Source organism: Enterobacter cloacae complex sp. P40C2, assembly GCF_014930695.1.
GTDB lineage: Bacteria > Pseudomonadota > Gammaproteobacteria > Enterobacterales > Enterobacteriaceae > Enterobacter > Enterobacter pasteurii.
In genome coordinates this window covers 301,566-321,676 of record NZ_JADBRP010000002.1, presented here as the reverse complement: position 1 = coordinate 321,676, position 20,111 = coordinate 301,566, and the positions used below count along the sequence as shown (strand labels likewise).

The following is a 20,111-nucleotide window of genomic DNA, read 5'->3' as shown; positions in this document are numbered from 1 at the left end:
GCTAAATATTATCAGCAAGAGGACGCGTAATGAAAGAGCAGTGGAGCAGGGAGCAGGCACAGGCGTGGTACCAGCAAAAGGGCTGGCTGTGCGGGTTTAACTATCTGCCGTCGACGGCGGTGAACTGGACCGATATCTGGCAGGCAGAGACCTTCGATGCCTCCACCATCGAGCGCGAGCTGGGCTGGGCGGCGGAGGCGGGCTACAACACCCTGCGCATCAACCTGCCGTTTATCGTCTGGGAGCACGACCGCGACGGGCTGATGGCGCGCATCGACCGCTTTTTGACGATTGCCGACGGTCGCGGCTTCAGCACCATGCTAACCCTGATGGACGACTGCGGCTTCTCCGGCGACGAGCCGTACCTCGGCCCGCAAAAGCCGCCGGTACCGGGCAAGCACAACAGTCAGGCGGCGGCGAGTCCGGGGCGCGACAAGGTGTGCGATCCTGACTGCTGGCCGCAGATTGAGCGCTATATCCGCGACGTTGTCCGCCAGTTCCGCGACGATAAGCGCGTGCTGCTGTGGGATCTCTATAACGAGCCGGGCAACCGCGGCATTTTCGCGACGGGCACGCAGGAGGTGCAGTACGACGCGAAGCTGGAGACCTGCGCTCACGAACTGATGAAGCTGGCGTTCCAGTGGGTGCGTGAAGAGGACCCGACCCAGCCGCTCACCGTTTGCGCGTGGCGCCTGCCGCCGGAGGAGGAGGGCGAGACGTTCTTCCGGCATCCGCTGGACCAGACCGCGCTGGCGCTCTCGGACGTGGTGAGCTTCCACGCCTACACCCACACCGGCCGGATGACGGCGATTATCCAGCAGCTGCAAAAGCTTGGTCGGCCGCTGTTCTGCACCGAATGGCTGGCGCGCCACGTGGGTAGCACCATCGAGGAGCAGCTTCCGCTGATATACGCGGCGAAGGTCGCGCCGTACCAGTGGGGGCTGGTGCGCGGCAAAACCCAGACGTGGCTGCCGTGGCCGGTGGTGATGAAGGAGTCCACAGACTACTGCCGCCTCTGGTTCCACGACGTGTTCGAGGAGAACGGCATTCCGTTCTCGCGCCGTGAAATCGCTCTGATGCAGCAGCTGCGCAAGATCGCCCCGCAGGCACAAGGCTAATAATATCGACCCGGCGGTCCACCGCCGGGCAACCAGGCAGGCATATATCAATGGCAACGACAATGAAAATACCGTCTCGCGAGCTGTGGTCTTATTTTGGCTATGGATTAGGCCAGTGTTTTAGCTTTGGTTTAGTGGGTTCGTTTATTAACTATTTTTACACCGACGTGCTGGGGATCTCGGCGCTGGCGGCGAGCACCATCTTCCTGATTGCCCGCGCGTGGGACGCGGTTCACGATCCGCTGTTTGCCAGCATTATGGACACCATTAACAGCCGGTTCGGCAAGTTTCGCCACTTTTTGCTGATCGCGCCGCTGCTGATCACCGGCGTCACGCTGCTGTCGTTCTATAAAATCGAAGCAGACATGACCACCAAAATCCTCTACGCCGGGGTGACGTATATCCTGTGGGGGACGCTTTACGCCATCTCCGATATCCCGTTCTGGTCGATGTCGTCGGTGATGACCAACGACTCCGCCCAGCGCACCCGCGCGGTGACGGCGGCGATGCTGGGGGTGAACGCGGGGATCGCCTGCGCCAACATCTTCTTCCCGAAGCTGGCGGCGTTTTTCGCCCAGTACAGCAATGATAAAGGCTACTTTATGGCGGCGCTGGTGATGATGCTGATGGGCCTGCCGCTGATGCTCAACGGCTTTATGCAGATTAAAGAGCGCGTGCCGCCGAGCCCGGAAAAGGTGACCATCCGCGACACCTTCCACAACCTGCGCCAGAACAAGCCGCTGTTTATCGTCCTGCTGTCGTTTTTCTTCTGCGTGTTCCACAACGTGGCGGGCGGGCTGTATATCTACTTCTTTATCAACAACCTGGGCGACGGCAGCCTGCAGATGGCGATTGGCGTGATGGGGATTGTGGCGGCGGTGCTGTGCCTGGTCGCCCCGATGCTGACGCGCCGTATGCAGAAGCGGAAGCTGTTTATGATCCTCTGCGGGCTGGACGTGGCGGTGCGCGTGGTGATGTGGTTCATCGGCTATCAGCAGGTGACGATGCTGTTTATTCTGCTCGGCCTGAGCACGCTGTTCGTAATGATGACCAACATCCTCACCTCGTCGATGATTGCCGACACCATCGAGTACGCGGAGTATCACACCCACAAGCGCTGCGCGGCGATCACCTTCTCCGGGCAGACCTTTACCGGCAAGATGTCGGTGGCGGTAGGCGGTGGGTTAATCGGCGTGTTTCTGACGATGATCGGCTACGTGCCGCAGGCGCAACTCCAGAGCGAAGGCGTGCTGTCGGGGCTGTTCTTCGGGATTTGCCTGCTGCCGGCGATTGGGTCGGTGATCCGCATGGGCTTTATGTCGCGCTTCACCTTTACCGAGGAGAAGCATGCGGAGATTTGTCGGCTGCTGGCGGAGCGCGAGCACGGCGTTATGCAACGCGGTCAGCCTGAGCAGAAGCATGAGCCTACGCTTACGGTGAATTGATTAAGTAGCGCCCGCGCTGCGGGCGTTTCTTAACAAGCTACTTGATATCATGAAGCAACTTTAATAAAAGGCTATCACCGGTAGATTTTATTTTCTGAAAATAAACAGGCTCAGCTATAGGCGAATCCCATTGGTGTATCTCATCTTTCTTAAACGGGATACATTTCATAGCGGTGTTTTTTAATCGTTTTATGCGAAGGTCATATTCGTCAAAATTGTCTGGCGTAGTTTTCAGGCTCAGCGATCTGGCATGATTGATTTGCGTAGGGCAAATAAGCTGAATATTTCCAAGCGAGAAAATGTTTACGCCGGTGATAAAGAATCTCGAAGGTATATCTTTATAGTAACGTGTGTTCCATGTTAAACCATCAAACATCGCTGGCGGGTGAGTATGAGTATCTATGTAATATTGATGCGTGCGCCAGTCGCTTATGCCGGAAAGGTTCAAGGTCATGTTAATGATCATATTGGGGGTGGGGCGGAAAATCATTGTCAGGACAAGCATGCTGACAGGAATAATGATTAGTGTATAAATGATTATTTGCAATATACTTTTGTTTTTCTTCTCATTTATCAGGATCATTCCGGGGAAAATGCCTACAATAATCATCGCGACCGAGAGCGCAAGAAAAATGATAACCTGTAATAATGTATTACTTTCTTCGTTAAAATCTAGCTGGCCCGCGATAAAAATGAGCGGGAAGATTTGTGTAAAAGCAGGGGCAATCAATAACAGAGGCAGCCAGTTCCTGACGGCGTTTTTCTGCAAATATTTTACATCACGCGTATTATCAACATCCTTATATGACTGAACGTTGAACATAAGCTTGTAGCATAAGCCATACGATGCGGCCAGTATTATGGCTACCGCTAAGGCAAGAACGATAAAACCATTTATATCCAGAAAAAATTGTAAGCAAAACGCTCCGATAAGCACAACGCACATCACAAAGCTATTACCAAAACAGACTGAGGTAAAACTATGTGTCAAACCTTCGTATTTAACAAACTCTTTCTCATGTGCGGTGTAAATTAAGTAAGCAAGGAAAGATGAGATAAAAATGACAAGGCTGAAGCCAATTAGTGATACAAGGGTAAATCCAAATATTATTCCTACTGCGCTACTCACGCTCAACGCATCGTATAAAATATCAAGCCGGTCAATATTCGCAAGATAGAACCATATAACGCTAAATGTACAGGCTGTGACAAATGAAGAGGATGTTAAAATAGCGAAGATAAACTTTCGGGTTAGCCGCTTATGAAACTGGATATTCATCTTATGTAGTCTCCCTTTGAAATGAAGGAATACTAGTCACAAGGGAGAGGGAGTTCTACGCTCAAATTTAGTATGCCGGGAAGCGCATATTCAGGCTGACGCCTGCTGGCGTCAGCCCCGGGACATTACAGCGACTTCACAAACGCCAGCAGATCTTCGTTGAGCTGGTCCTGGTGGGTCAGCGCGAAGCCGTGCGGCGCGTTGTCGTACACCTTCAGCGTGGCGTTTTTGATCATCTCCGCCGCCAGCTTGCCGGTGCTTTCAAACGGCACGATCTGGTCGTTGCTGCCGTGGATCACCAGCGTCGGCACGTCGATTTTCGCCATATCCGGGCGGAAGTCGGTTTCGGCGAAGGCGGTCACGCAGTCGATGGTGCCCTTAAGGGACGCCAGCAGGGCGATGTTCAGCGTCTGGGTCAGGGCACCGGCAGAGACGGTCTGCCCGGCGTTGGTGCCGTAGAACGGCGTGGCGAAGTCGCTGATGAACTGGGCGCGATCTTTACGCAGCCCGTCGCGAATGCCGTCGAACACGCTCTGATCCACGCCCTGCGGGAAGGAGTCTGATTTGCCGAAGATCGGCGTGACCGCGCCCAACAGCGCCAGACCGGCCACGCGCGCGCTGCCGTAGTTGTTGATGTAGCGGGTCACGTCGCCGCCGCCCATGGAGAAGCCCACCAGCGTCACGTCCTGCAGGTCCAGGGTGGTGATCAGGTCGTTGATGTCGGACGCAAAGGTATCGTAGTCGTAGCCGTTCCACGGCTGATCCGAGCGGCCAAAGCCGCGACGGTCAAAGGCGATGGCGCGGAAGCCGCGCTCGGCCAGGTAGTTCAGCTGGCTGTCCCACATGTCGCCGTCCAGCGGCCAGCCGTGGCTGAAGAGAACCGGTTTGCCCGCGCCGCAATCTTTGTAGTAAATCTGCGTGCCGTCTTTTGCCTTAAACGTTGCCATAGTGTGTTCCTGTACAGGTGATGGTTATGGTTATACCGGCGCGACCAGGTAGCGAATGGCCGGTGATGTTGTGCCCTGATGAAAAGCCAGAACGCGGCTCTGCAGCAGGAGGTCATTCATGGTGTGGCGCTCCTGCTTGCGCAGATGCTCAATCCACGAGCCCATCAGGAAGGTCTCGATAAACAGTCCGGGGCGCTCAATATCTTCGTACACCGCCCAGCTCATCGCTCCGGCGCGGCGGCGTACCCGGCGCAGCTCGTGCACCGCCTGCAAAAACGCTTTCGCGTTGTGCGGGTCGATGATGTACTCGTGCGACACCAGCACCGGGCCGCGCTCGTTCGGCAGGTCGATCTCCACGCCGTCCAGCGGCTGGCCGCTCAGGTCGAGATTTAAATCAGGATCTTTCTCCAGCTTCCAGCGGAACGCCGTCGCGCTTGCCAGCACCATCCCCAGCGTGGCGACCACCAGCGAGGTCGGGGTGCCGAACTGCGAAGCGATCTGTCCCCAGATGGCGCTGCCTGCGGTCATCGAGCCGAAGAACACCGTCAGATACACCGCCAGCGCGCGGGCCTTCACCCAGCGGGCGGCGCTGCGCTGCGCGCCGAGGTTGAGGGTCGACAGCACCGCAATCCACGCGAAGCCGGTGAAAAACTCAAACAGGTTGAGCAGCCAGAAGTGGCGCACGAACGCCAGCGCCAGCATGGTGAGGGCAAACGTCAGGCTGGCGGCCACCATCAGCCGGTCGGCGTTCAGCCGCTGGCGCAGCCGCGGCAGCAGGATCGCCCCGGCAATCGCCCCCAGGCCAATGCAGGCCAGCATCACGCCGTAGCCCGCCGGGCCTAAGCCCAGCTCGCGGCGCGCCACCAGCGGCAGCAGGGCCCAGCCTGCGCTGCCGAAAACGAAGAAGGCCACGGTACGCACCAGCACGTTGCGCAGCACCGGCGCGGCGTGCACGTAGCGAATGCCGGAGCGCACCGCCGAGAAGAAGTGCTCCGGCGGCAGGCGCTGTACGGACGGTGCCGGACGCCAGCGCCAGAGCACCCACGCCACGCCGACCACGGAGAGCGCGTTCAGGGCAAACACCATCCACGGCCCGGCGAGCGACAGCAGAAAACCGCCCAGCGCGGGGCCAATCGCCCGGCTGATGTTTACCCCAAGCGAGTTCAGCGCCACGGCGGCGCCCAGCTCCGGCTTGCTCACCAGATCGGGCACCACGGCCTGGAACGGCGGCGAGCTCATCGCTGCCCCCACGCTCAGCAGAAACGTCGCCACCAGCAGAACGGTGGGGGTAACGTGTCCGGTGAAGGAGAGCACCGTCAGCCCGGCGGCGGCGATGAACACCCACAGCTGGGAGAAGAGCAGGTATTTACGTCGGTCGACGATGTCCGCCATCACGCCTGAGGGCAGGGCGAAGAGGAACATCGGCAGGCTGCTGGCCGCCTGTACCAGCGCGATATTCAGCGGATCGGCGCTCAGGGTCAGCATGCTCCAGTTGACGCCGACGTCGCTCATCCATGAGCCGACGTTAGAGACCACCGTGGCGATCCACAGCATGCGGAACACCGGCTGGCTCAGCGGCTGCCAGGGGGAAACCGTCGGTGCGGGCGCTGGCTCAACGTGGGCGTCGCGAACGTCGTTAACCTGGGTCATGCGAACCTCTCCGCAGCCTTACGCTGCACGCGCCACTGGCCCGGCCCGGTGAGGGCAAGGGTGGTGAAAATAATCAGCAGCAGCCAGCCAAATTGCCCTTCGGCAATCGACCAGTCCGGGTGTACCACCAGCATCGCCACCAGCAGCACGGCGATAATCGGCAGGCACGCCAGGCGGGTGTAGACGCCCGCAATGATAAACAGCGGGCAAATCACCTCGGCGACAATCGCCGGGATCAGGCTCGCATACGGCCCGAAGCCGAACGGATCCTCAATGCGCGTCAGCTCTTCGCTGAAGTGCAGCACCTTCGGCAGGCCGTGAACGTACAGCAGCAGCAGGCTGCCGGTCAGACGCAGGAAAAACAGCCCCAGGTCGACCCGGGGCGGGGTAAAGGTGTTTTTCATCAGAATGCAAAGCAGCTGCAGCCCAGCGCCCCCCAGAAAGCGTTATCGTCGGACACCGGCATTGCTGACGTGCGGGCAAAATCGTGCTGGTGGCTGTGCACGCCGCACGGGCCGCTGCAGTGGTGAACCGCACTCAAGCCCACGCGTGCGGCCTGCGGCGGCGCGCTGCGGTAGTGGCCCGGCACCTTCACCACCGGGGACCACTCGGGCAGAACCGGAATGGCCGGCGGGGCCAGCGGGCCAAAGCTGCCTGCGGCGTAGACGATGTCGCCGTTGACCACCGTCAGGACGGACTCGATGCCCTTGATCTCCTCTTCCGGCACGCGGAAGTAGTCTTTGCTCAGCACCGCCAGGTCGGCGAGCTGGCCAACCTTGATCTGCCCCTTCTGGTTTTGTTCGCTGGAGAACCACGCGCTGCCCTGGGTCCAGAGCATCAGGGCGGTGTCGCGATCCAGACGGGCGCTGTGATCGTACATCTGCATCCCGCCGACGGTACGGCCGGAGACCAGCCAGTAGAGCGCGGTCCACGGGTTGTAGCTCGCCACGCGGGTGGCGTCGGTGCCTAAGCCCACCGGCACGCCGGTTTCGAGCATTTTCGCCACCGGCGGCGTATGGCGGGTGGCTTCGATGCCGTAACGCTCGGCGAAGTATTCGCCCTGGAAGGCCATGCGGTGCTGCACGGCAATGCCGCCACCGAGCGCTTTGATGCGGTCGATGTTGGCCTGGGTGACGGTTTCCGCATGGTCGAAGAACCAGTGCAGGCCGTTGAACGGAATGTCGCGGTTCACCTTCTCGAACACGTCCAGCATGCGGCTGATGGATTCGTTGTAGGTGGCGTGCAGGCGGAACGGCCAGCGGTGCTCCACCAGATGGCGCACCACGCGCTCCAGCTCGTCCTCCATGCCCGGCGCGAGGTCCGGGCGCGGCTCGAGGAAGTCTTCAAAATCGGCGGCGGAGAAGACCAGCATCTCGCCCGCGCCGTTGTGGCGGAAGAAGTCGCTTCCCTGGCCCGGCGTGAGCATGTCGGTCCATTTTTCAAAGTCTTCCAGCTCGTGGCCCGGACGCTGGGTAAACAGGTTGTAGGCGATGCGGATGGTCATCTGCTTCTTCTCGTGCAGCTCGGCAATCACCTCGTAATCTTCCGGGTAGTTCTGGAAGCCGCCGCCCGCGTCGATGGCGCTGGTCAGCCCCAGTCGGTTCAGCTCGCGCATGAACTGGCGGGTGGAGTTAACCTGCTGCTCCAGCGGCAGCTTTGGCCCTTTCGCCAGCGTGGCGTAGAGGATCATGGCGTTCGGACGGGCAATCAGCATCCCGGTCGGGTTGCCGTTGGCGTCGCGCTGGATCTCGCCGCCCGGCGGGTTGGGCGTGTCTCTGGTGTAGCCGACCACCTTCAGCGCGGCACGGTTGAGCAGGGCGCGGTCGTACAGGTGCAGGATAAAGACCGGGGTATCCGGCGCGGCGCTGTTGATCTCGTCCAGGGTCGGCATGCGGCGCTCGGCGAACTGGAACTCGGTCCAGCCGCCCACCACGCGCACCCACTGGGGCGACGGCGTGCGCAGGGCCTGCTCTTTCAGCATTCGCAGGGCATCGGCCAGAGACGGCACGCCTTCCCAGCGCAGCTCGAGGTTGTAGTTCAGCCCGCCGCGGATCAGGTGCAGGTGCGAGTCGTTCAGGCCGGGGATGGCGGTGTGGCCTTTTAAGTCTACCACCTTAGTGCCGTCGCAGTGGTGTTGCATCACCTCGGCGACGGTACCCACTTCCAGAAATTTTCCGTCGCGCACGGCAACGGCTTCCGCGACAGGGTTCTCGCGATCGACGGTGTGAAACTGGCCGTTAACCAGAATGAGATCGGCTTTACCGAGGGTAACCATAACTGCTCCTGACTGAGAGGGGAATGGTCAGGATTATGGGAACCGGTTTCGGCAAAGATCCAGTTATACAATAGGATAGGTATACCAAAGTATAACTATACCTAAGGTTAACTATACGAAGAGATAATTACGCGCAGGGACGAAAAACCGCAGGATGAAGGTGATTTTATCGTCGCGGCGCTCGCGGCGATTTCACCCTTAACCACTGGAAAATGCTATGACCTCTTCAAAGCTCGAAGTGTTAACCCCTGCGAACTGTCAGATTATTTTCATCGACCACCAGCCACAGATGGCGTTTGGCGTGCAGTCTATTGACCGTCAGGTGCTGAAAAACAATACCGTGGCGCTGGCGAAAGCGGCAAAAGTGTTCAACATCCCGACCATCATCACCACCGTTGAGACCGAAAGCTTCTCCGGTAACACCTACCCGGAGCTGCTGGACGTGTTCCCGGGCCAGGATATCCTGGAGCGTACCTCCATGAACTCCTGGGACGACCAGAAGGTGCGCGACGCGCTGAAGGCCAGCGGCAAGAAGAAGGTGGTGGTTGCCGGCCTGTGGACCGAAGTGTGCAACAACAGCTTCGCCCTGTGCGCGATGCTGGAAGGCGACTACGAAATTTATATGGTGGCGGACGCGTCCGGCGGCACCTCCAAAGAAGCTCACGACTTTGCGATGCAGCGCATGATCCAGGCGGGCGTGATCCCGGTGACCTGGCAGCAGGTGATGCTGGAGTGGCAGCGCGACTGGGCGCGTAAAGAGACCTACACCGCGGTGATGGATATCGTTCGCGAGCACTCCGGCGCGTACGGTATGGGCGTTGATTACGCTTACACCATGGTGCACAAATCTCCGTCTCGCCAGAAGAGCGAGCACCGTACCTTAGCGCCGGTCCCGGCCCGCTAAGCCCCGGCGGCAGGCTGGTCCCTCATCCGGCCTGCCACTGACTGCTTTCTGGAGTTCTCTATGAGTACAGGGTTGATATCCCTTGCGGCAGGCGTGCTGATCGGCCTGATGTATGCCGCGCTGAAGGTACGCTCCCCCGCGCCGCCCGCGCTGGCGCTGGTTGGCCTGCTGGGGATGCTGGCGGGTGAACAGGCGACGCGCCATCTGCTGGCCCGCGACAGCATGGCGAGCGTTCCGGCGGTGGTTCACCATCCGGCAGGAGAGTCGTCATGAAGGCCTGGATAATTTCGCTGGTGTGCGGTGTGGTGGCTGGGGTACTTTACGCTCTGCTCAACGTCCATTCTCCGGCACCGCCGGTTGTCGCCCTGCTTGGCCTGTTTGGCATGCTGGTCGGCGAACAGCTGATCCCGGTTGGGCGTCGGGTACTGAGTCGCGAACCGCTGACCCTCGCCTGGTTTCGTCACGAGTGTGTGTCAAAAATCAGCGGCACGGCGCCTTCCGCGCCCGTGAAGGAAAACCGCGACGTTTAATGATTTTCTGAGGAATAACAGCATGACGCTGCCGTGGCGCATTGCCATCATCGATGACGAACGTTCTGTCCGCAGCGGGCTGAGTAACCTCCTGGAGTCGGAAGGGTATGTGACCGATACGTTTGATTCGGCAGAGGTGTTTCTGAGCCACCCGTTCGCCCTGTCCGGCGCGTCGCTGGTGATCGCCGATATCAAGCTGCGGGGCATGAGCGGCCTGGAGCTGTTTGAAAAGCTGCGGCTGCTGGCCGCCCCGCCTCCCCCCGTGCTCTTTATCTCCGGTCATGCTGATGAAAATATGCAGCGGTACGCTCTTGATATGGGCGCCGCTGCATTTTTGCGTAAGCCCATTAACATCGATATTCTGCTGGATCATATTCAGCGGGAGCTGGCCCGCCGACAATAAGGATCGCGGATGAACGAAAACGAGCTGCCTGCATTCTGGCCCGCCCAGGGAAATTTCCATGAAGGGCGGGTTTTTGTCCTTAAAGAGGATGTGATTTTTACCGTGCTGGCGCAGGAGGGAGGGATCTCCTGGATGCACGCGCGGCATCCTCACTCTGGCGGCTCCTTTATCATTGCCACCGCGGTCAGCGACGAAGAGGAAGAGCGGGCCACCCGGCTGCTCAAAAATGAGTTTGCGCTGCGAGACCATCTCCAGGACGGCTGGGCCATCCGCGCCGTGGCCTCCACCCAGTACCGGGGGCGCTTCGCGCTGGTGTATGCCCCGTTTTCCTTCGAGCTGCTGGCGCGACGCGCGGGCAGGGCGATCTCGGGGATCGCGCGGTTTATCGAGCTGGCGATCCAGATCTGCGCGCCGCTGCGCCAGATGCACCTGCAAAACCTGATCCACGGCGATATCAAACCCGGCACCATCTTCGTTCATCACGATTCCAGCTGTCGTCTGGGCAGCTTCGGCCTTTCAGGCAGTATCTCCGGGGCTTTTTCCCAGACCCGGCTGGCCGTCTCGGGCGGTACGCCCGCCTATATGTCTCCGGAGCACACCACCCGTACCCGGCGCGCCGTTGATTGCCGCAGCGATCTCTACAGCCTGGGCATCGTGCTTTATGAGCTGCTGACCGGACGCCTGCCGTTTGAGCTGGCCGCGGAGGAGCAGACCAACTGGGCGCATTACCACATTGCCTCTGAGCCACTTTCTCCCGCCGTGATGCGCCCGGACGTGCCCGGCATGCTGTCGACCATCATCCTCAAGCTGCTGGAGAAGAATCCCGATAACCGCTACCAGACGGTCGACGGGCTGATTGCCGATCTTCGACGCTGTCAGGCGACGTTAACCTCCGAAGGCGAGATCGTCGCCTTTGCGCCCGGCCAGCAGGACCGGACGCCGGCGATCCATCTGGCGGACTCCCTGTTTGCGGCGCATCCGCAGGCAAACGACGTTATCGCCGCGTTTGAGCGGGTGGGGCAAAACATTGTGCCGGAGCTGGTGACGATCGGCGGGCCGTCGGGGATCGGTAAATCCTCCATCATCGCCACGGCGCTAAAAACGCTGCAGCAGCGCAGGGTGCTGCTGGCGGTGGGCAAGGTCGATCAGTTTTCGCCGACGTTGCCCTACGGCGTATTAAGCTCGGCGTTTCGCACCCTGACGCTGCACCTGCTCGGGCTGCCCGCTGAAGAGGTGGCGAAGTGGAAAATCCGCCTCTCGCGCGCCCTTGAGGGGTATGAAGCGCTGGCGGTCAGCCTGGTGCCCGAGCTGGGCCTGCTGCTGGAGAGTAAACCCCGCTTTTCGGCGGATACGTTTTCCATTGATGCCCGGGCGCGCTTTAGCCATATGGTGCTGGTGCTGGTCAAAACCTTTGCCTCCCAGGGCTGTCCGCTGGTGCTGGTGCTCGACGATCTCCAGTGGAGCGACGCCGCCAGCCTGCATACGCTGAAGCACCTGCTGATGAACTGCGGCGTTATTCCGCTGCTGGTGGTGGCGGCGCACCGCGATATTGATTCGTTGTCCGACCCGGCGCTACAGCAGCAGCTGGCGAGCCTGCCGGAGGCGGCGCAACGCGCGACGGAAATTGTCCCGCAGGCGCTCTCGGTTAAAGCGGTGGCGCGCTGGCTGGCGACGGTGTTTCGCACCCGCAGCGCGGCGACGACCGACCTCGCCACGCTGATCCACGAAAAAACCGGCGGCAACCCGCTGTTCGTGCATGAGTTTTTCCGCCGCATTGTTGATGACGGGCTGGTGGTCCACAACAAGTATCAGGATAAATGGCAGTACGATCTGCAGGCGATCCGCGCCCGGCATTACACCGAGAACGTCGTTACCCTGGTGCTGGAAAAGCTCGAAGAGATGCCCGACGAAACGCGTCGCCTGCTGGGCAGCATTGCCTGTCTCGGCGGCACGGGGGAGCTGGAAATGATGTGCCGCGTGGTCGGGATGTCGGTCGCGGAAATTCGTTACGCCCTGCACCCGGCGGTGATAGCGCAGCTGATTGTGCTGACGGAAAAAGAGTACGCCTTCACCCACGATCGGGTTCAGGAGGCCGCTTTCGCCCTGCTGGATCAGGGTGAGAAAAGTCACCTGCACCTGACCACCGCCAGCCTGCTGGCCGAGGCCGCGCGGCAGGCGGCGGGCAACGAACTCCTGTTCCGCGCGGTACACCACGTGACGGCAGCCCTGGACAGCATTCAGCCCGCGCCGCAGCGCCAGATGTTCCGCGAGCTGAGCCTGCTGGCCGCGCGGCGTGCGAAGCGCACGGGCGATTACCCTTCGGCGCTGAGCTACATTCAGACCGCCAGGGCGCTGGGCAACGCCGGGGCAGTGTCAGATTTTATGCTCGATATCGAAGAGGCGGGCTGCGAATTTGCGCTCGGCCATCTGGCGCGAACCCGCGAGCTGTGTGACGCCATCCTCGGCTGCCCCGGCGGGCTGACCGAAAAAGCGCTGGCGGCTAACCTGCTGGTGGAAGTGTACATAAGACAGTCGGACAGCCGCCTGGCGCTGGAGGCGGCGCTGTGCTGGCTGGGGATTTTTGGCATCCAGATCAGCCACTATCCGGAAGACGTCGAGTGTGACGAGGCCTGGGAGCGCTTCTGCAACCGCGCGGGCGACGCGCCGCAAAATCTTTTTGTTCAGCTCTCGCAGATGGATAACCCGCAAACCGAAGCGGTGATGAACCTGCTCTACAGCGCCAGCATTTGCGCCAGCTTTATCTGCCCGCGCCTGCACTTTTTGCTGCTCTGCCGCATGATGCACCTGACCCTCGACCACGGCATTACCGGCGCCTCCACCACGGCAATGGCCTGGTTTGGGGTGTTGATTGGTCAACGCTACGCCGAGTACCGCCTCGGGTTCCAGTACGGCACCCTGGCCCGCGAGCTGGTCAATCGCCACGGCTACGATGCGTTTGAAGCCAAAACCCTGCTGCCGCTCGACCAGCTCAGCGTCTGGACCCAGCCGCTGTCCTTCACCATCGAGTGTGCAAAGGCGTGCTTTACCGCCGCCGTGACCCACGGCGATATGACGGTGGCCTGCTTTGCGGCCTGCCACCAGGTGATCAACTTCCTCTCGCGGGGCGATCACCTGGACGGGGTGCTGACCAGCATCGATCGCGGCCTGGCGTTTGTGCGCAAAACCCACTTCCAGGACGTGGAAACAATTTTTATGCTCCAGCGCGGCTACGTTGAGTTTCTGCGCACGCCAACCATCGGCACCTGGAGCGCGTCACAGGTACTGCCTGAAGCACTGCTCCCCGCCTCGCCGGAGCAGGCCCCGGAGCATACCTCGACCATGCTGTTCTGGTACTGGCTGTATCGCGGCATGGCGCACTTCACCTGCGGGGAGTATGCCGCCGCGCAGGCGGAGCTGGAGCAGGCGGGCTGGTTCGCGTGGTCTGCGCCGGGGCACATTCACCTGCTGGATTACCATCTCTACAGCGCCCTGTCGCTTTCCAGACAGCTGACGCCGGAGACCTTCTCGGCAAATCACCGCCGCAGCATTCACGCCCACTACGACAAAATCGCCCTCTGGGCGCGCATTAATCCGGGCACCTTTGCCGACAAAGAGGCGCTGATTTATGCCGAAATCGTGCGCCTGGACGGCATGAACAGCATTGCGCTTGAGCAGTATGAGAAGGCGGTGCGCCTCTCGCGGGAAGGCGGCTTTAACCCCCTGAACGCGCTGGCCCACGAGCTGGCAGGGCGCTTTGCCCTTGCCTGCGGCTATCCGACCGCCTCGGACGCCCACTTCCGCGGGGCGATCGCCGCCTGGGGCCGCACCGGGGCGCAGGCAAAAGTGCGTCAGCTTGAGCAGGATTTCCCGCACCTGCTGAACTCCGCGCAGGCCAGCGCCTACGACACGGTGGCGTTTGCGCAGAATGAGACGATCCGCGATCTGCAAAGCGTGATCAAGGCGTCGCGCGCGCTGTCTGAAGAAATTAACCTTGAGCGGCTGATTGAAAACCTGATGACGCTGCTGCTTGAACGGGCCGGTGCTCAGCGCGGCCTGCTGCTGCGCGTGAGCGACAACCATATCCCGGAGATCGAGGCCAGCGCCTGGACCAGCACCGAGGGGGTACGGGTGCGGATCCTGAAGGAAGCCCCGATGGCGACCGATATGCCGCTGTCGGTGCTGGCGGCGGTGATCCGCACCGGGCAGGAGATCCGCACCGGCAAGCCGGAGGAGTTTCACCCCTTCAGCCAGGATCCCTATCTGGTGACCTCGGGGGCGGCCGTCATGTGCGTTCCGATGTTCAAACAGGCGCGGCTGGTGGGCGTGCTCTACCTGGAAAATCGCCTCATGCCGGAGGTCTTTACCGCCGAGCACTCCCGCGTGGTGAGCCTGCTGGGGGCGCAGGCGGCGGTCTCGCTGGAGACGGCGCGCCTGTACGCCGAGCTGCTGGCGGAAAACATCCAGCGCCGACGGGTGGAGAAAGAGCTGCGATCCAGCCAGACCTCGCTGATGCTGGGCGAGCAGATCAGCCACACCGGCAGCTGGCGCTGGGAGCTGGAGCAGGATCTGATGTTTATCTCCGAGGAGTACGCCCGCATCCTCGGCCTGCCTGAGATGCAGAAAATGATCTCCATGGCGGAGTTTTTAACCTTCGTTCACGAGGACGACTACGCCCGCATCAGCGCACTCGTCACCGGAAGCGTGCGTGACGGGCTCTCCATGCGGGCGGAGTTTCGCGTTAAGCGTACCGACGGATCCACCCGCTATATTCTCGGGATTGGCGACCCGGTGGGCGTGGGCAGCGAAGTGAACGAGTATTACGGCATCATCACCGACATCACCAGCCAGCGCGCCGCGGAGGATGCGATGCGGGTCGCGCAGGCGGATCTGGCGCGGGTGTCCCGGGCCACCACCGTCGGGCAGCTGACCTCCTCCATCGCCCACGAGATCAACCAGCCGCTGATGTCGATCGTCTCGAACGCCGGGGCGAGCCTGCGCTGGCTCAGCCGCGAGCCCGCCCGGCTGGATAAGGTCCGCGAAGGGCTGGAGGAGATCGCCGCGGAAGGGGCGCGGGCGGGGGAGATCATCCGCAGCATCCAGTCCCTGACGCGCAAGCAGGATCCGACCTTCTCGCGCATCGATCTGCACTACCTGATCCACCATATCATCGCGCTGTCGCGCAGCGAGCTTGAGCAGCGACACATAAGCGTTGATTACCTTTTGCAGGCGCAGGACAGCTTTATCACCGGCGACAGCGTGCAGATCCAGCAGGTGCTGCTTAACCTGGTGATGAATGCGGTAGAAGCGATGGCCGAAGTGAAAGATCGCCCTTGCACCATCGCCATCGCTACCGCTACCGGCAATGCGGAGGGGAGGGTGCTCGTGGAAATAGCGGATACCGGCAGCGGTATTGAGCCAGAGCGGCTGGAGAAGATCTTTGACTCGTTCTATTCCACCAAAGCGCAGGGCATGGGGATGGGGCTGACCATCAGCGCCAGCATCATTGAGCGCCACTGCGGGAAGCTGAGCGCGCGTCGGCGGGAGCCGCACGGCACCGTGTTTGCCTTTACGCTGCCGCTTGCCGCGCAGGAGGCGTAGCGGCTACTCCGTCGGCTGTCCCTTGGTCAGGCGCTCAACGGCCCTGACCAGCTCCGCGACGGATCGCACCTGCATCTTCTCCATCACGCGGCGGCGATGGACCTTAACCGTGATCTCACTGACGCCAAGCTCGGCGGCAATCTGCTTGTTCAGCATGCCGCTAATCGCAAGCGTCAGCACCTCGTGTTCGCGCGGGGTGAGGGAGCTGTGCCGCTGCTTCAGGGCGAAATGCTCTTTGTTGCGCACGGCGTTGTGTTCCGCCAGCCTGAGCGCGGATTCGATGGAATCAATCAGCGCGCCGGACTCAACGGGCTTGGTGAGAAACTCGTAGGCTCCGCCTTTAATCGCCCGGACGGACATCGGAATGGTGCCGTGGCCGGTGAGAAAGATAATCGGTATTTCCCGCCCGCTGGCCTTCAGCGCGTCCGCCACGTCAAACCCAGTGATTGTCGGCATCTGCATGTCCAGGATCACGCAGGAGGGCAGCTCCTCAAAGGGATGGTTCAGGAAGGCTTCTGCGGAAGAGAAGCCAAGGGCGCGTAAATCTGCTGATTCCAGCAGCCCGACCACGGACTGCCTGACAGTGTCATCGTCATCAACCACATAAACAATGTGTTCCATTCACCGCCCCGGTGCGATCAGTAAATCATCGAGAATAAAAACAGCCCCCGACGTTTGCGTAAGGGACTGTTTATGCTGACTTTCATCTTAACACATTAAATATCATTATCATTTAACAATATGATAACCATATGAAGTATAGCGAGCCATGGCGGGGCGGTTAAGGAACGAAACGCTGATTTTATGCACCGACCAGCTCAATGCGGTTGCCGTCCGGATCGGCAATCACCGCTTCATAAAAACCGTCACCGGTCATGCGCGGGGCGCTGAGCAGCGTGCCGTTTGCCTGCGCCCGCTCTGCCATGCTGTCCACCTGCGCCCTGCTGCCTACGTTAATGGCGATATGCGCCCAGCCGATGAACTCCGGGTGCGCCGGCGCGCCGGGCAGGTCCGGCAGCGTCATCAGCTCAATGGTCGGCCCGTTATCCAGCGTAATAAAATGGGATTCAAACCCCGGGCGGTTTTGACTGACGTAGCGTTCGTTACTGCGGCCGCCAAACACCGTTTCCCAGAACTGAACCTGTGCCCCGAGGCTGCGGGTCCAGAGAGCGACGTGTGCAATATTCATAAGATCCCTCGTTATTTGTCTGTGAGGACTTTCACCGGTAAAACAGGCTACACTCTGGTTTTGAGCGCTAAATGCTGAGGACATAACAATGCACTACACACTGAAAGAAAGCGACAAGGAAAAAGCGGAAGGGTCAAACGGCGCGGGCGCGCTACAGCAAAAGCTGCTTGAGTCCCGTTCGATTGTTATCTCCGGTGAGATCAACCAGGAGCTGGCGCAGAAGGTCATCACCCAGATGATCCTGCTGCAAAGCGTGAGCAACGATCCGATCAAGCTGTACATCAACAGCCAGGGCGGCCACGTGGAAGCGGGCGACACCATCCACGACTTCATCAAGTTCATCCGTCCGGAAGTGCACGTGATTGGCACCGGCTGGGTGGCGAGCGCCGGGATCACCATCTTCCTGGCGGCGAAAAAAGAGCACCGCTACTCTCTGCCGAATACCCGCTTTATGATCCACCAGCCGCTGGGCGGCGTGCGCGGCCAGGCGTCGGACATTGAGATCGAAGCGCGTGAGATCATCCGCATGCTGGATCGCGTGAACAAGCTGATCGCTGACGCTACCGGCCAGCCGCTGGAAAAAGTGAAAAAAGACACCGACCGTAACTTCTGGATGTCTCCGGCAGAAGCGCTGGACTACGGCATCGTCGGCAAGCTGATCACCCATTATGACGAGCTGAACCTGGACTAAGTTTGGCCCGCGCGTGCGTCGGGTGGGGCGTTGCCTTACCTGACCTACGCGCCCGCGTTTGACCCACGACAAGTTCCCCCTCTGCCTTCTTGCCTATAATCGCGCCTGTTTCCCCTCTCACTGGTGCTGACCATGGCGTATCAACTGAACCTGAACTGGCCGGAATTTCTCGAGAAATACTGGCAAAAACAACCCGTTGTGCTGAAAAATGCCTTCCCGAACTTTGTCGACCCGATTACCCCGGACGAGCTGGCTGGGCTGGCGATGGAGCCGGAAGTGGATAGCCGCCTGGTGAGCCATGCTAACGGCAAGTGGCAGGCGAGCAACGGCCCGTTTGAGCATTTTGACCATCTCGGCGAGACCGGCTGGTCACTGCTGGCGCAGGCGGTGAACCACTGGCATATGCCTGCGGCGGAGCTGGTACGCCCGTTCCGCGTGCTGCCGGACTGGCGTCTGGACGACCTGATGATCTCCTTCTCCGTCCCGGGCGGCGGCGTAGGGCCGCATATCGATCAGTACGATGTGTTTATCATTCAGGGAATGGGCAGCCGCCGCTGGCGCGTGGGCGACAAGCTGCCGATGCGCCAGTTCTGCCCGCATCCGGCGCTGCTGCACGTGGATCCGTTCGAGCCGATCATCGACGAAGATCTTGAGCCGGGCGATATCCTCTATATCCCACCTGGATTCCCGCACGACGGCTTTACCCATGAGACCGCGCTCAACTACTCCGTCGGCTTCCGCGGGCCAAACGGCCGGGATCTGATCAGCAGCTTCGCCGACTACGTGCTGGAAAACGATCTGGGCGGGGAACACTACAGCGATCCGGATCTGACCTGTCGCGAACATCCCGGGCGCGTGGAGCAGTACGAGCTGGATCGCATTCGCCAGATGATGATCGACACGATCGGCAAAACCGAAGATTTCACGAAATGGTTTGGCAGCTTCGTCTCCACGCCGCGCCACGAGCTGGATATCGCCGCCGCTGAACCGCCGTATGCGCCGGAAGAGGTGCTGGATGCGCTGCAGGGCGGCGAAACGCTGTCTCGCCTGAGCGGCCTGCGCGTGCTGAACATCAACGGCAGCTTCTTCATCAACAGCGAGCAGCTGGAAACGGTGGACGCGAAGGGCGCGGATGCGCTGTGCCGCTACACCGAGCTGGGCCAGGCCGAGCTGGGCGATGCACTGAATAATCCGGCGTTTGTGGAAGAGCTGACAGGATTGATTAACCAGGGCTACTGGTACTTCGACGAGTGACGAAGGGCGGCGTTTAGCCTCGCTAAACGCCGCGTTGTTCAGACCAGCATATTGCAGGCTTTCCAGTAGTTCAGAAGCCGTTCATCATCGCGTTCTTTTTCGGCTTTGATCTTCATCGCCTGCGCCAGATTTTCCCGCGACACTTCATGCCCTTTTTGGACAATATCTAATACCGCTTCACCAAGGGCCTGTGAAATTTCAGCCCGATTATTACGAATCGCCATAAATGCCTCCTCGTGGTTTGCGTTAATTAAATTATGAAAGAGAAATAACGAGCCGGAAATAATTCATCTAATTCTTATTAGGGACGGCGGAATTAGGAATCGCTAAATAGACTGAATAAGTGGTTATGTCAATGATGTTTCAAAATGCTAATACAGGCCGCAAGCAGATTTTTATACGCTACAGTTAATGACGTGCAACAGCCATATAACCGAAACAGGAGAATCAACATGGTAGATAAAAGCGCAATTAAGGATCATACCCAGGTTGTAGCCAGCTGCGGTACGCATGTGGGCGTTGTGGACCATCTGGACGGCGAGCGCATTAAGCTTGCGAAAAGCGATCCTGAATCCGGCGGCAAGCATCACTATATTCCGCTCGGCTGGGTCGACAAAGTGGATGATAATAAAGTTATTCTGACCAAAGACCATAAAGCAGTCTTTGCTGAATGGCAGGAAGCATAAATATATTTCTTTCCTGAAAATATATTATCAGGCTCCGGCTCAGGCCGGGGCTTTGTGCTATTAAACCCGCATTAAAAAACGCCGCATTGCCGCCACGATAAATGAATGGTACTGTTTCCCTTCGTCTTTTATCCGATGCAGG

At 59.9% G+C, this 20,111-nt stretch carries 18 protein-coding genes; 10 read left to right on the top strand and 8 right to left on the bottom strand.

Going from position 1 to position 20,111, the window contains the following annotated elements:
• The first annotated feature begins 29 nt into the window (after positions 1-29).
• Together IM304_RS06780 and IM304_RS06775 are read left to right on the top strand one after the other, a co-directional pair.
• Entirely contained in the window at positions 30-1,118 is a 1,089-nt protein-coding gene (locus IM304_RS06780) for a cellulase family glycosylhydrolase (RefSeq protein ID WP_193354823.1), read from the top strand.
• 50 nt (positions 1,119-1,168) lie between these two features.
• The gene (locus IM304_RS06775; protein ID WP_193354822.1) at positions 1,169-2,563 is read left to right on the top strand and encodes an MFS transporter; all 1,395 of its coding nucleotides are present in this window, start codon (positions 1,169-1,171) and stop codon (positions 2,561-2,563) included.
• A 37-nt stretch (positions 2,564-2,600) separates the two neighbouring features.
• Here the strand turns inward: IM304_RS06775 and IM304_RS22235 are convergent, their stop codons facing one another.
• The 5 genes from IM304_RS22235 to IM304_RS06750 form a co-directional block, all read right to left on the bottom strand.
• Positions 2,601-3,842: a hypothetical protein gene (locus IM304_RS22235; protein WP_227009529.1), complete on the bottom strand. Its 1,242-nt coding sequence runs from the start codon at positions 3,840-3,842 to the stop codon at positions 2,601-2,603.
• A gap of 125 nt (positions 3,843-3,967) precedes the next feature.
• Positions 3,968-4,789 (bottom strand): alpha/beta fold hydrolase, encoded by an 822-nt coding sequence (locus IM304_RS06765; RefSeq protein ID WP_193354821.1) that lies wholly within the window; start codon positions 4,787-4,789, stop codon positions 3,968-3,970.
• Positions 4,790-4,819: 30 nt separating this feature from the next.
• On the bottom strand, positions 4,820-6,439 hold the full coding sequence (locus IM304_RS06760) for an MFS transporter (protein ID WP_193354820.1): 1,620 nt from the start codon (positions 6,437-6,439) through the stop codon (positions 4,820-4,822).
• Positions 6,436-6,843, bottom strand: a complete 408-nt coding sequence (locus IM304_RS06755; RefSeq protein ID WP_193354819.1) for a DoxX family protein — start codon at positions 6,841-6,843, stop codon at positions 6,436-6,438. Before IM304_RS06755 ends, IM304_RS06760 begins: the two co-directional genes overlap by 4 nt.
• Positions 6,843-8,714: an amidohydrolase gene (locus IM304_RS06750; protein WP_193354818.1), complete on the bottom strand. Its 1,872-nt coding sequence runs from the start codon at positions 8,712-8,714 to the stop codon at positions 6,843-6,845. Before IM304_RS06750 ends, IM304_RS06755 begins: the two co-directional genes overlap by 1 nt.
• A 217-nt stretch (positions 8,715-8,931) precedes the next feature.
• Here IM304_RS06750 and IM304_RS06745 point away from each other — a divergent pair, with 217 nt between their 5' ends.
• The 5 genes from IM304_RS06745 to IM304_RS06725 are packed head-to-tail and all read left to right on the top strand — an operon-like array spanning position 8,932 to position 16,149.
• Positions 8,932-9,618, top strand: a complete 687-nt coding sequence (locus IM304_RS06745; RefSeq protein WP_193354817.1) for a hydrolase — start codon at positions 8,932-8,934, stop codon at positions 9,616-9,618.
• A gap of 60 nt (positions 9,619-9,678) precedes the next feature.
• The gene (locus IM304_RS06740; protein WP_193354816.1) at positions 9,679-9,891 is read left to right on the top strand and encodes a DUF1427 family protein; all 213 of its coding nucleotides are present in this window, start codon (positions 9,679-9,681) and stop codon (positions 9,889-9,891) included.
• The gene (locus IM304_RS06735) at positions 9,888-10,148 is read left to right on the top strand and encodes a XapX domain-containing protein (RefSeq protein ID WP_193354815.1); all 261 of its coding nucleotides are present in this window, start codon (positions 9,888-9,890) and stop codon (positions 10,146-10,148) included. The genes IM304_RS06740 and IM304_RS06735 overlap by 4 nt, the downstream gene beginning before the upstream one ends.
• 22 nt (positions 10,149-10,170) lie before the next feature.
• Positions 10,171-10,551 carry a response regulator transcription factor gene (locus IM304_RS06730; RefSeq protein WP_193354814.1) on the top strand — a complete coding sequence of 127 codons (381 nt, stop codon included), beginning with the start codon at positions 10,171-10,173 and terminating at the stop codon, positions 10,549-10,551.
• A gap of 9 nt (positions 10,552-10,560) precedes the next feature.
• A complete protein-coding gene (locus tag IM304_RS06725; protein ID WP_193354813.1) occupies positions 10,561-16,149 on the top strand; it encodes an ATP-binding protein in 5,589 nt (1,862 codons plus the stop codon).
• Between the two features lie 3 nt (positions 16,150-16,152).
• On the opposite strand, the gene IM304_RS06720 is transcribed toward IM304_RS06725, so the two are convergent.
• Both IM304_RS06720 and IM304_RS06715 read right to left on the bottom strand, forming a co-directional pair.
• On the bottom strand, positions 16,153-16,770 hold the full coding sequence (locus tag IM304_RS06720; protein WP_148422094.1) for a response regulator transcription factor: 618 nt from the start codon (positions 16,768-16,770) through the stop codon (positions 16,153-16,155).
• A 181-nt stretch (positions 16,771-16,951) separates the two neighbouring features.
• On the bottom strand, positions 16,952-17,338 hold the full coding sequence (locus IM304_RS06715) for a VOC family protein (protein WP_193354812.1): 387 nt from the start codon (positions 17,336-17,338) through the stop codon (positions 16,952-16,954).
• Positions 17,339-17,426: 88 nt separating this feature from the next.
• On the opposite strand from IM304_RS06715, the gene IM304_RS06710 reads away from it, so the two are divergent.
• Positions 17,427-18,029: an ATP-dependent Clp protease proteolytic subunit gene (locus tag IM304_RS06710; RefSeq protein ID WP_148422090.1), complete on the top strand. Its 603-nt coding sequence runs from the start codon at positions 17,427-17,429 to the stop codon at positions 18,027-18,029.
• Between the two features lie 132 nt (positions 18,030-18,161).
• On the top strand, positions 18,162-19,283 hold the full coding sequence (locus tag IM304_RS06705; RefSeq protein WP_193354811.1) for a cupin domain-containing protein: 1,122 nt from the start codon (positions 18,162-18,164) through the stop codon (positions 19,281-19,283).
• Between the two features lie 38 nt (positions 19,284-19,321).
• Here the strand turns inward: IM304_RS06705 and IM304_RS06700 are convergent, their stop codons facing one another.
• Positions 19,322-19,507: a DUF2767 family protein gene (locus IM304_RS06700; protein ID WP_148422086.1), complete on the bottom strand. Its 186-nt coding sequence runs from the start codon at positions 19,505-19,507 to the stop codon at positions 19,322-19,324.
• A 228-nt stretch (positions 19,508-19,735) separates the two neighbouring features.
• Between IM304_RS06700 and IM304_RS06695 the strand changes: the two genes are divergently transcribed.
• Positions 19,736-19,969 carry a DUF2171 domain-containing protein gene (locus IM304_RS06695; RefSeq protein WP_148422084.1) on the top strand — a complete coding sequence of 78 codons (234 nt, stop codon included), beginning with the start codon at positions 19,736-19,738 and terminating at the stop codon, positions 19,967-19,969.
• Positions 19,970-20,111 lie beyond the last annotated feature (142 nt).

What these genes read in the sequence shown, in the direction of transcription:
- IM304_RS06780 (WP_193354823.1), top strand. Translation starts at nt 30, where the DNA reads ATGAAAGAGCAGTGGAGCAGGGAGCAGGCACAGGCGTGGTACCAGCAA.
- IM304_RS06775 (WP_193354822.1), top strand. Translation starts at nt 1,169, where the DNA reads ATGGCAACGACAATGAAAATACCGTCTCGCGAGCTGTGGTCTTATTTT.
- IM304_RS22235 (WP_227009529.1), bottom strand. Translation starts at nt 3,842, where the DNA reads ATGAATATCCAGTTTCATAAGCGGCTAACCCGAAAGTTTATCTTCGCT.
- IM304_RS06765 (WP_193354821.1), bottom strand. Translation starts at nt 4,789, where the DNA reads ATGGCAACGTTTAAGGCAAAAGACGGCACGCAGATTTACTACAAAGAT.
- IM304_RS06760 (WP_193354820.1), bottom strand. Translation starts at nt 6,439, where the DNA reads ATGACCCAGGTTAACGACGTTCGCGACGCCCACGTTGAGCCAGCGCCC.
- IM304_RS06755 (WP_193354819.1), bottom strand. Translation starts at nt 6,843, where the DNA reads ATGAAAAACACCTTTACCCCGCCCCGGGTCGACCTGGGGCTGTTTTTC.
- IM304_RS06750 (WP_193354818.1), bottom strand. Translation starts at nt 8,714, where the DNA reads ATGGTTACCCTCGGTAAAGCCGATCTCATTCTGGTTAACGGCCAGTTT.
- IM304_RS06745 (WP_193354817.1), top strand. Translation starts at nt 8,932, where the DNA reads ATGACCTCTTCAAAGCTCGAAGTGTTAACCCCTGCGAACTGTCAGATT.
- IM304_RS06740 (WP_193354816.1), top strand. Translation starts at nt 9,679, where the DNA reads ATGAGTACAGGGTTGATATCCCTTGCGGCAGGCGTGCTGATCGGCCTG.
- IM304_RS06735 (WP_193354815.1), top strand. Translation starts at nt 9,888, where the DNA reads ATGAAGGCCTGGATAATTTCGCTGGTGTGCGGTGTGGTGGCTGGGGTA.
- IM304_RS06730 (WP_193354814.1), top strand. Translation starts at nt 10,171, where the DNA reads ATGACGCTGCCGTGGCGCATTGCCATCATCGATGACGAACGTTCTGTC.
- IM304_RS06725 (WP_193354813.1), top strand. Translation starts at nt 10,561, where the DNA reads ATGAACGAAAACGAGCTGCCTGCATTCTGGCCCGCCCAGGGAAATTTC.
- IM304_RS06720 (WP_148422094.1), bottom strand. Translation starts at nt 16,770, where the DNA reads ATGGAACACATTGTTTATGTGGTTGATGACGATGACACTGTCAGGCAG.
- IM304_RS06715 (WP_193354812.1), bottom strand. Translation starts at nt 17,338, where the DNA reads ATGAATATTGCACACGTCGCTCTCTGGACCCGCAGCCTCGGGGCACAG.
- IM304_RS06710 (WP_148422090.1), top strand. Translation starts at nt 17,427, where the DNA reads ATGCACTACACACTGAAAGAAAGCGACAAGGAAAAAGCGGAAGGGTCA.
- IM304_RS06705 (WP_193354811.1), top strand. Translation starts at nt 18,162, where the DNA reads ATGGCGTATCAACTGAACCTGAACTGGCCGGAATTTCTCGAGAAATAC.
- IM304_RS06700 (WP_148422086.1), bottom strand. Translation starts at nt 19,507, where the DNA reads ATGGCGATTCGTAATAATCGGGCTGAAATTTCACAGGCCCTTGGTGAA.
- IM304_RS06695 (WP_148422084.1), top strand. Translation starts at nt 19,736, where the DNA reads ATGGTAGATAAAAGCGCAATTAAGGATCATACCCAGGTTGTAGCCAGC.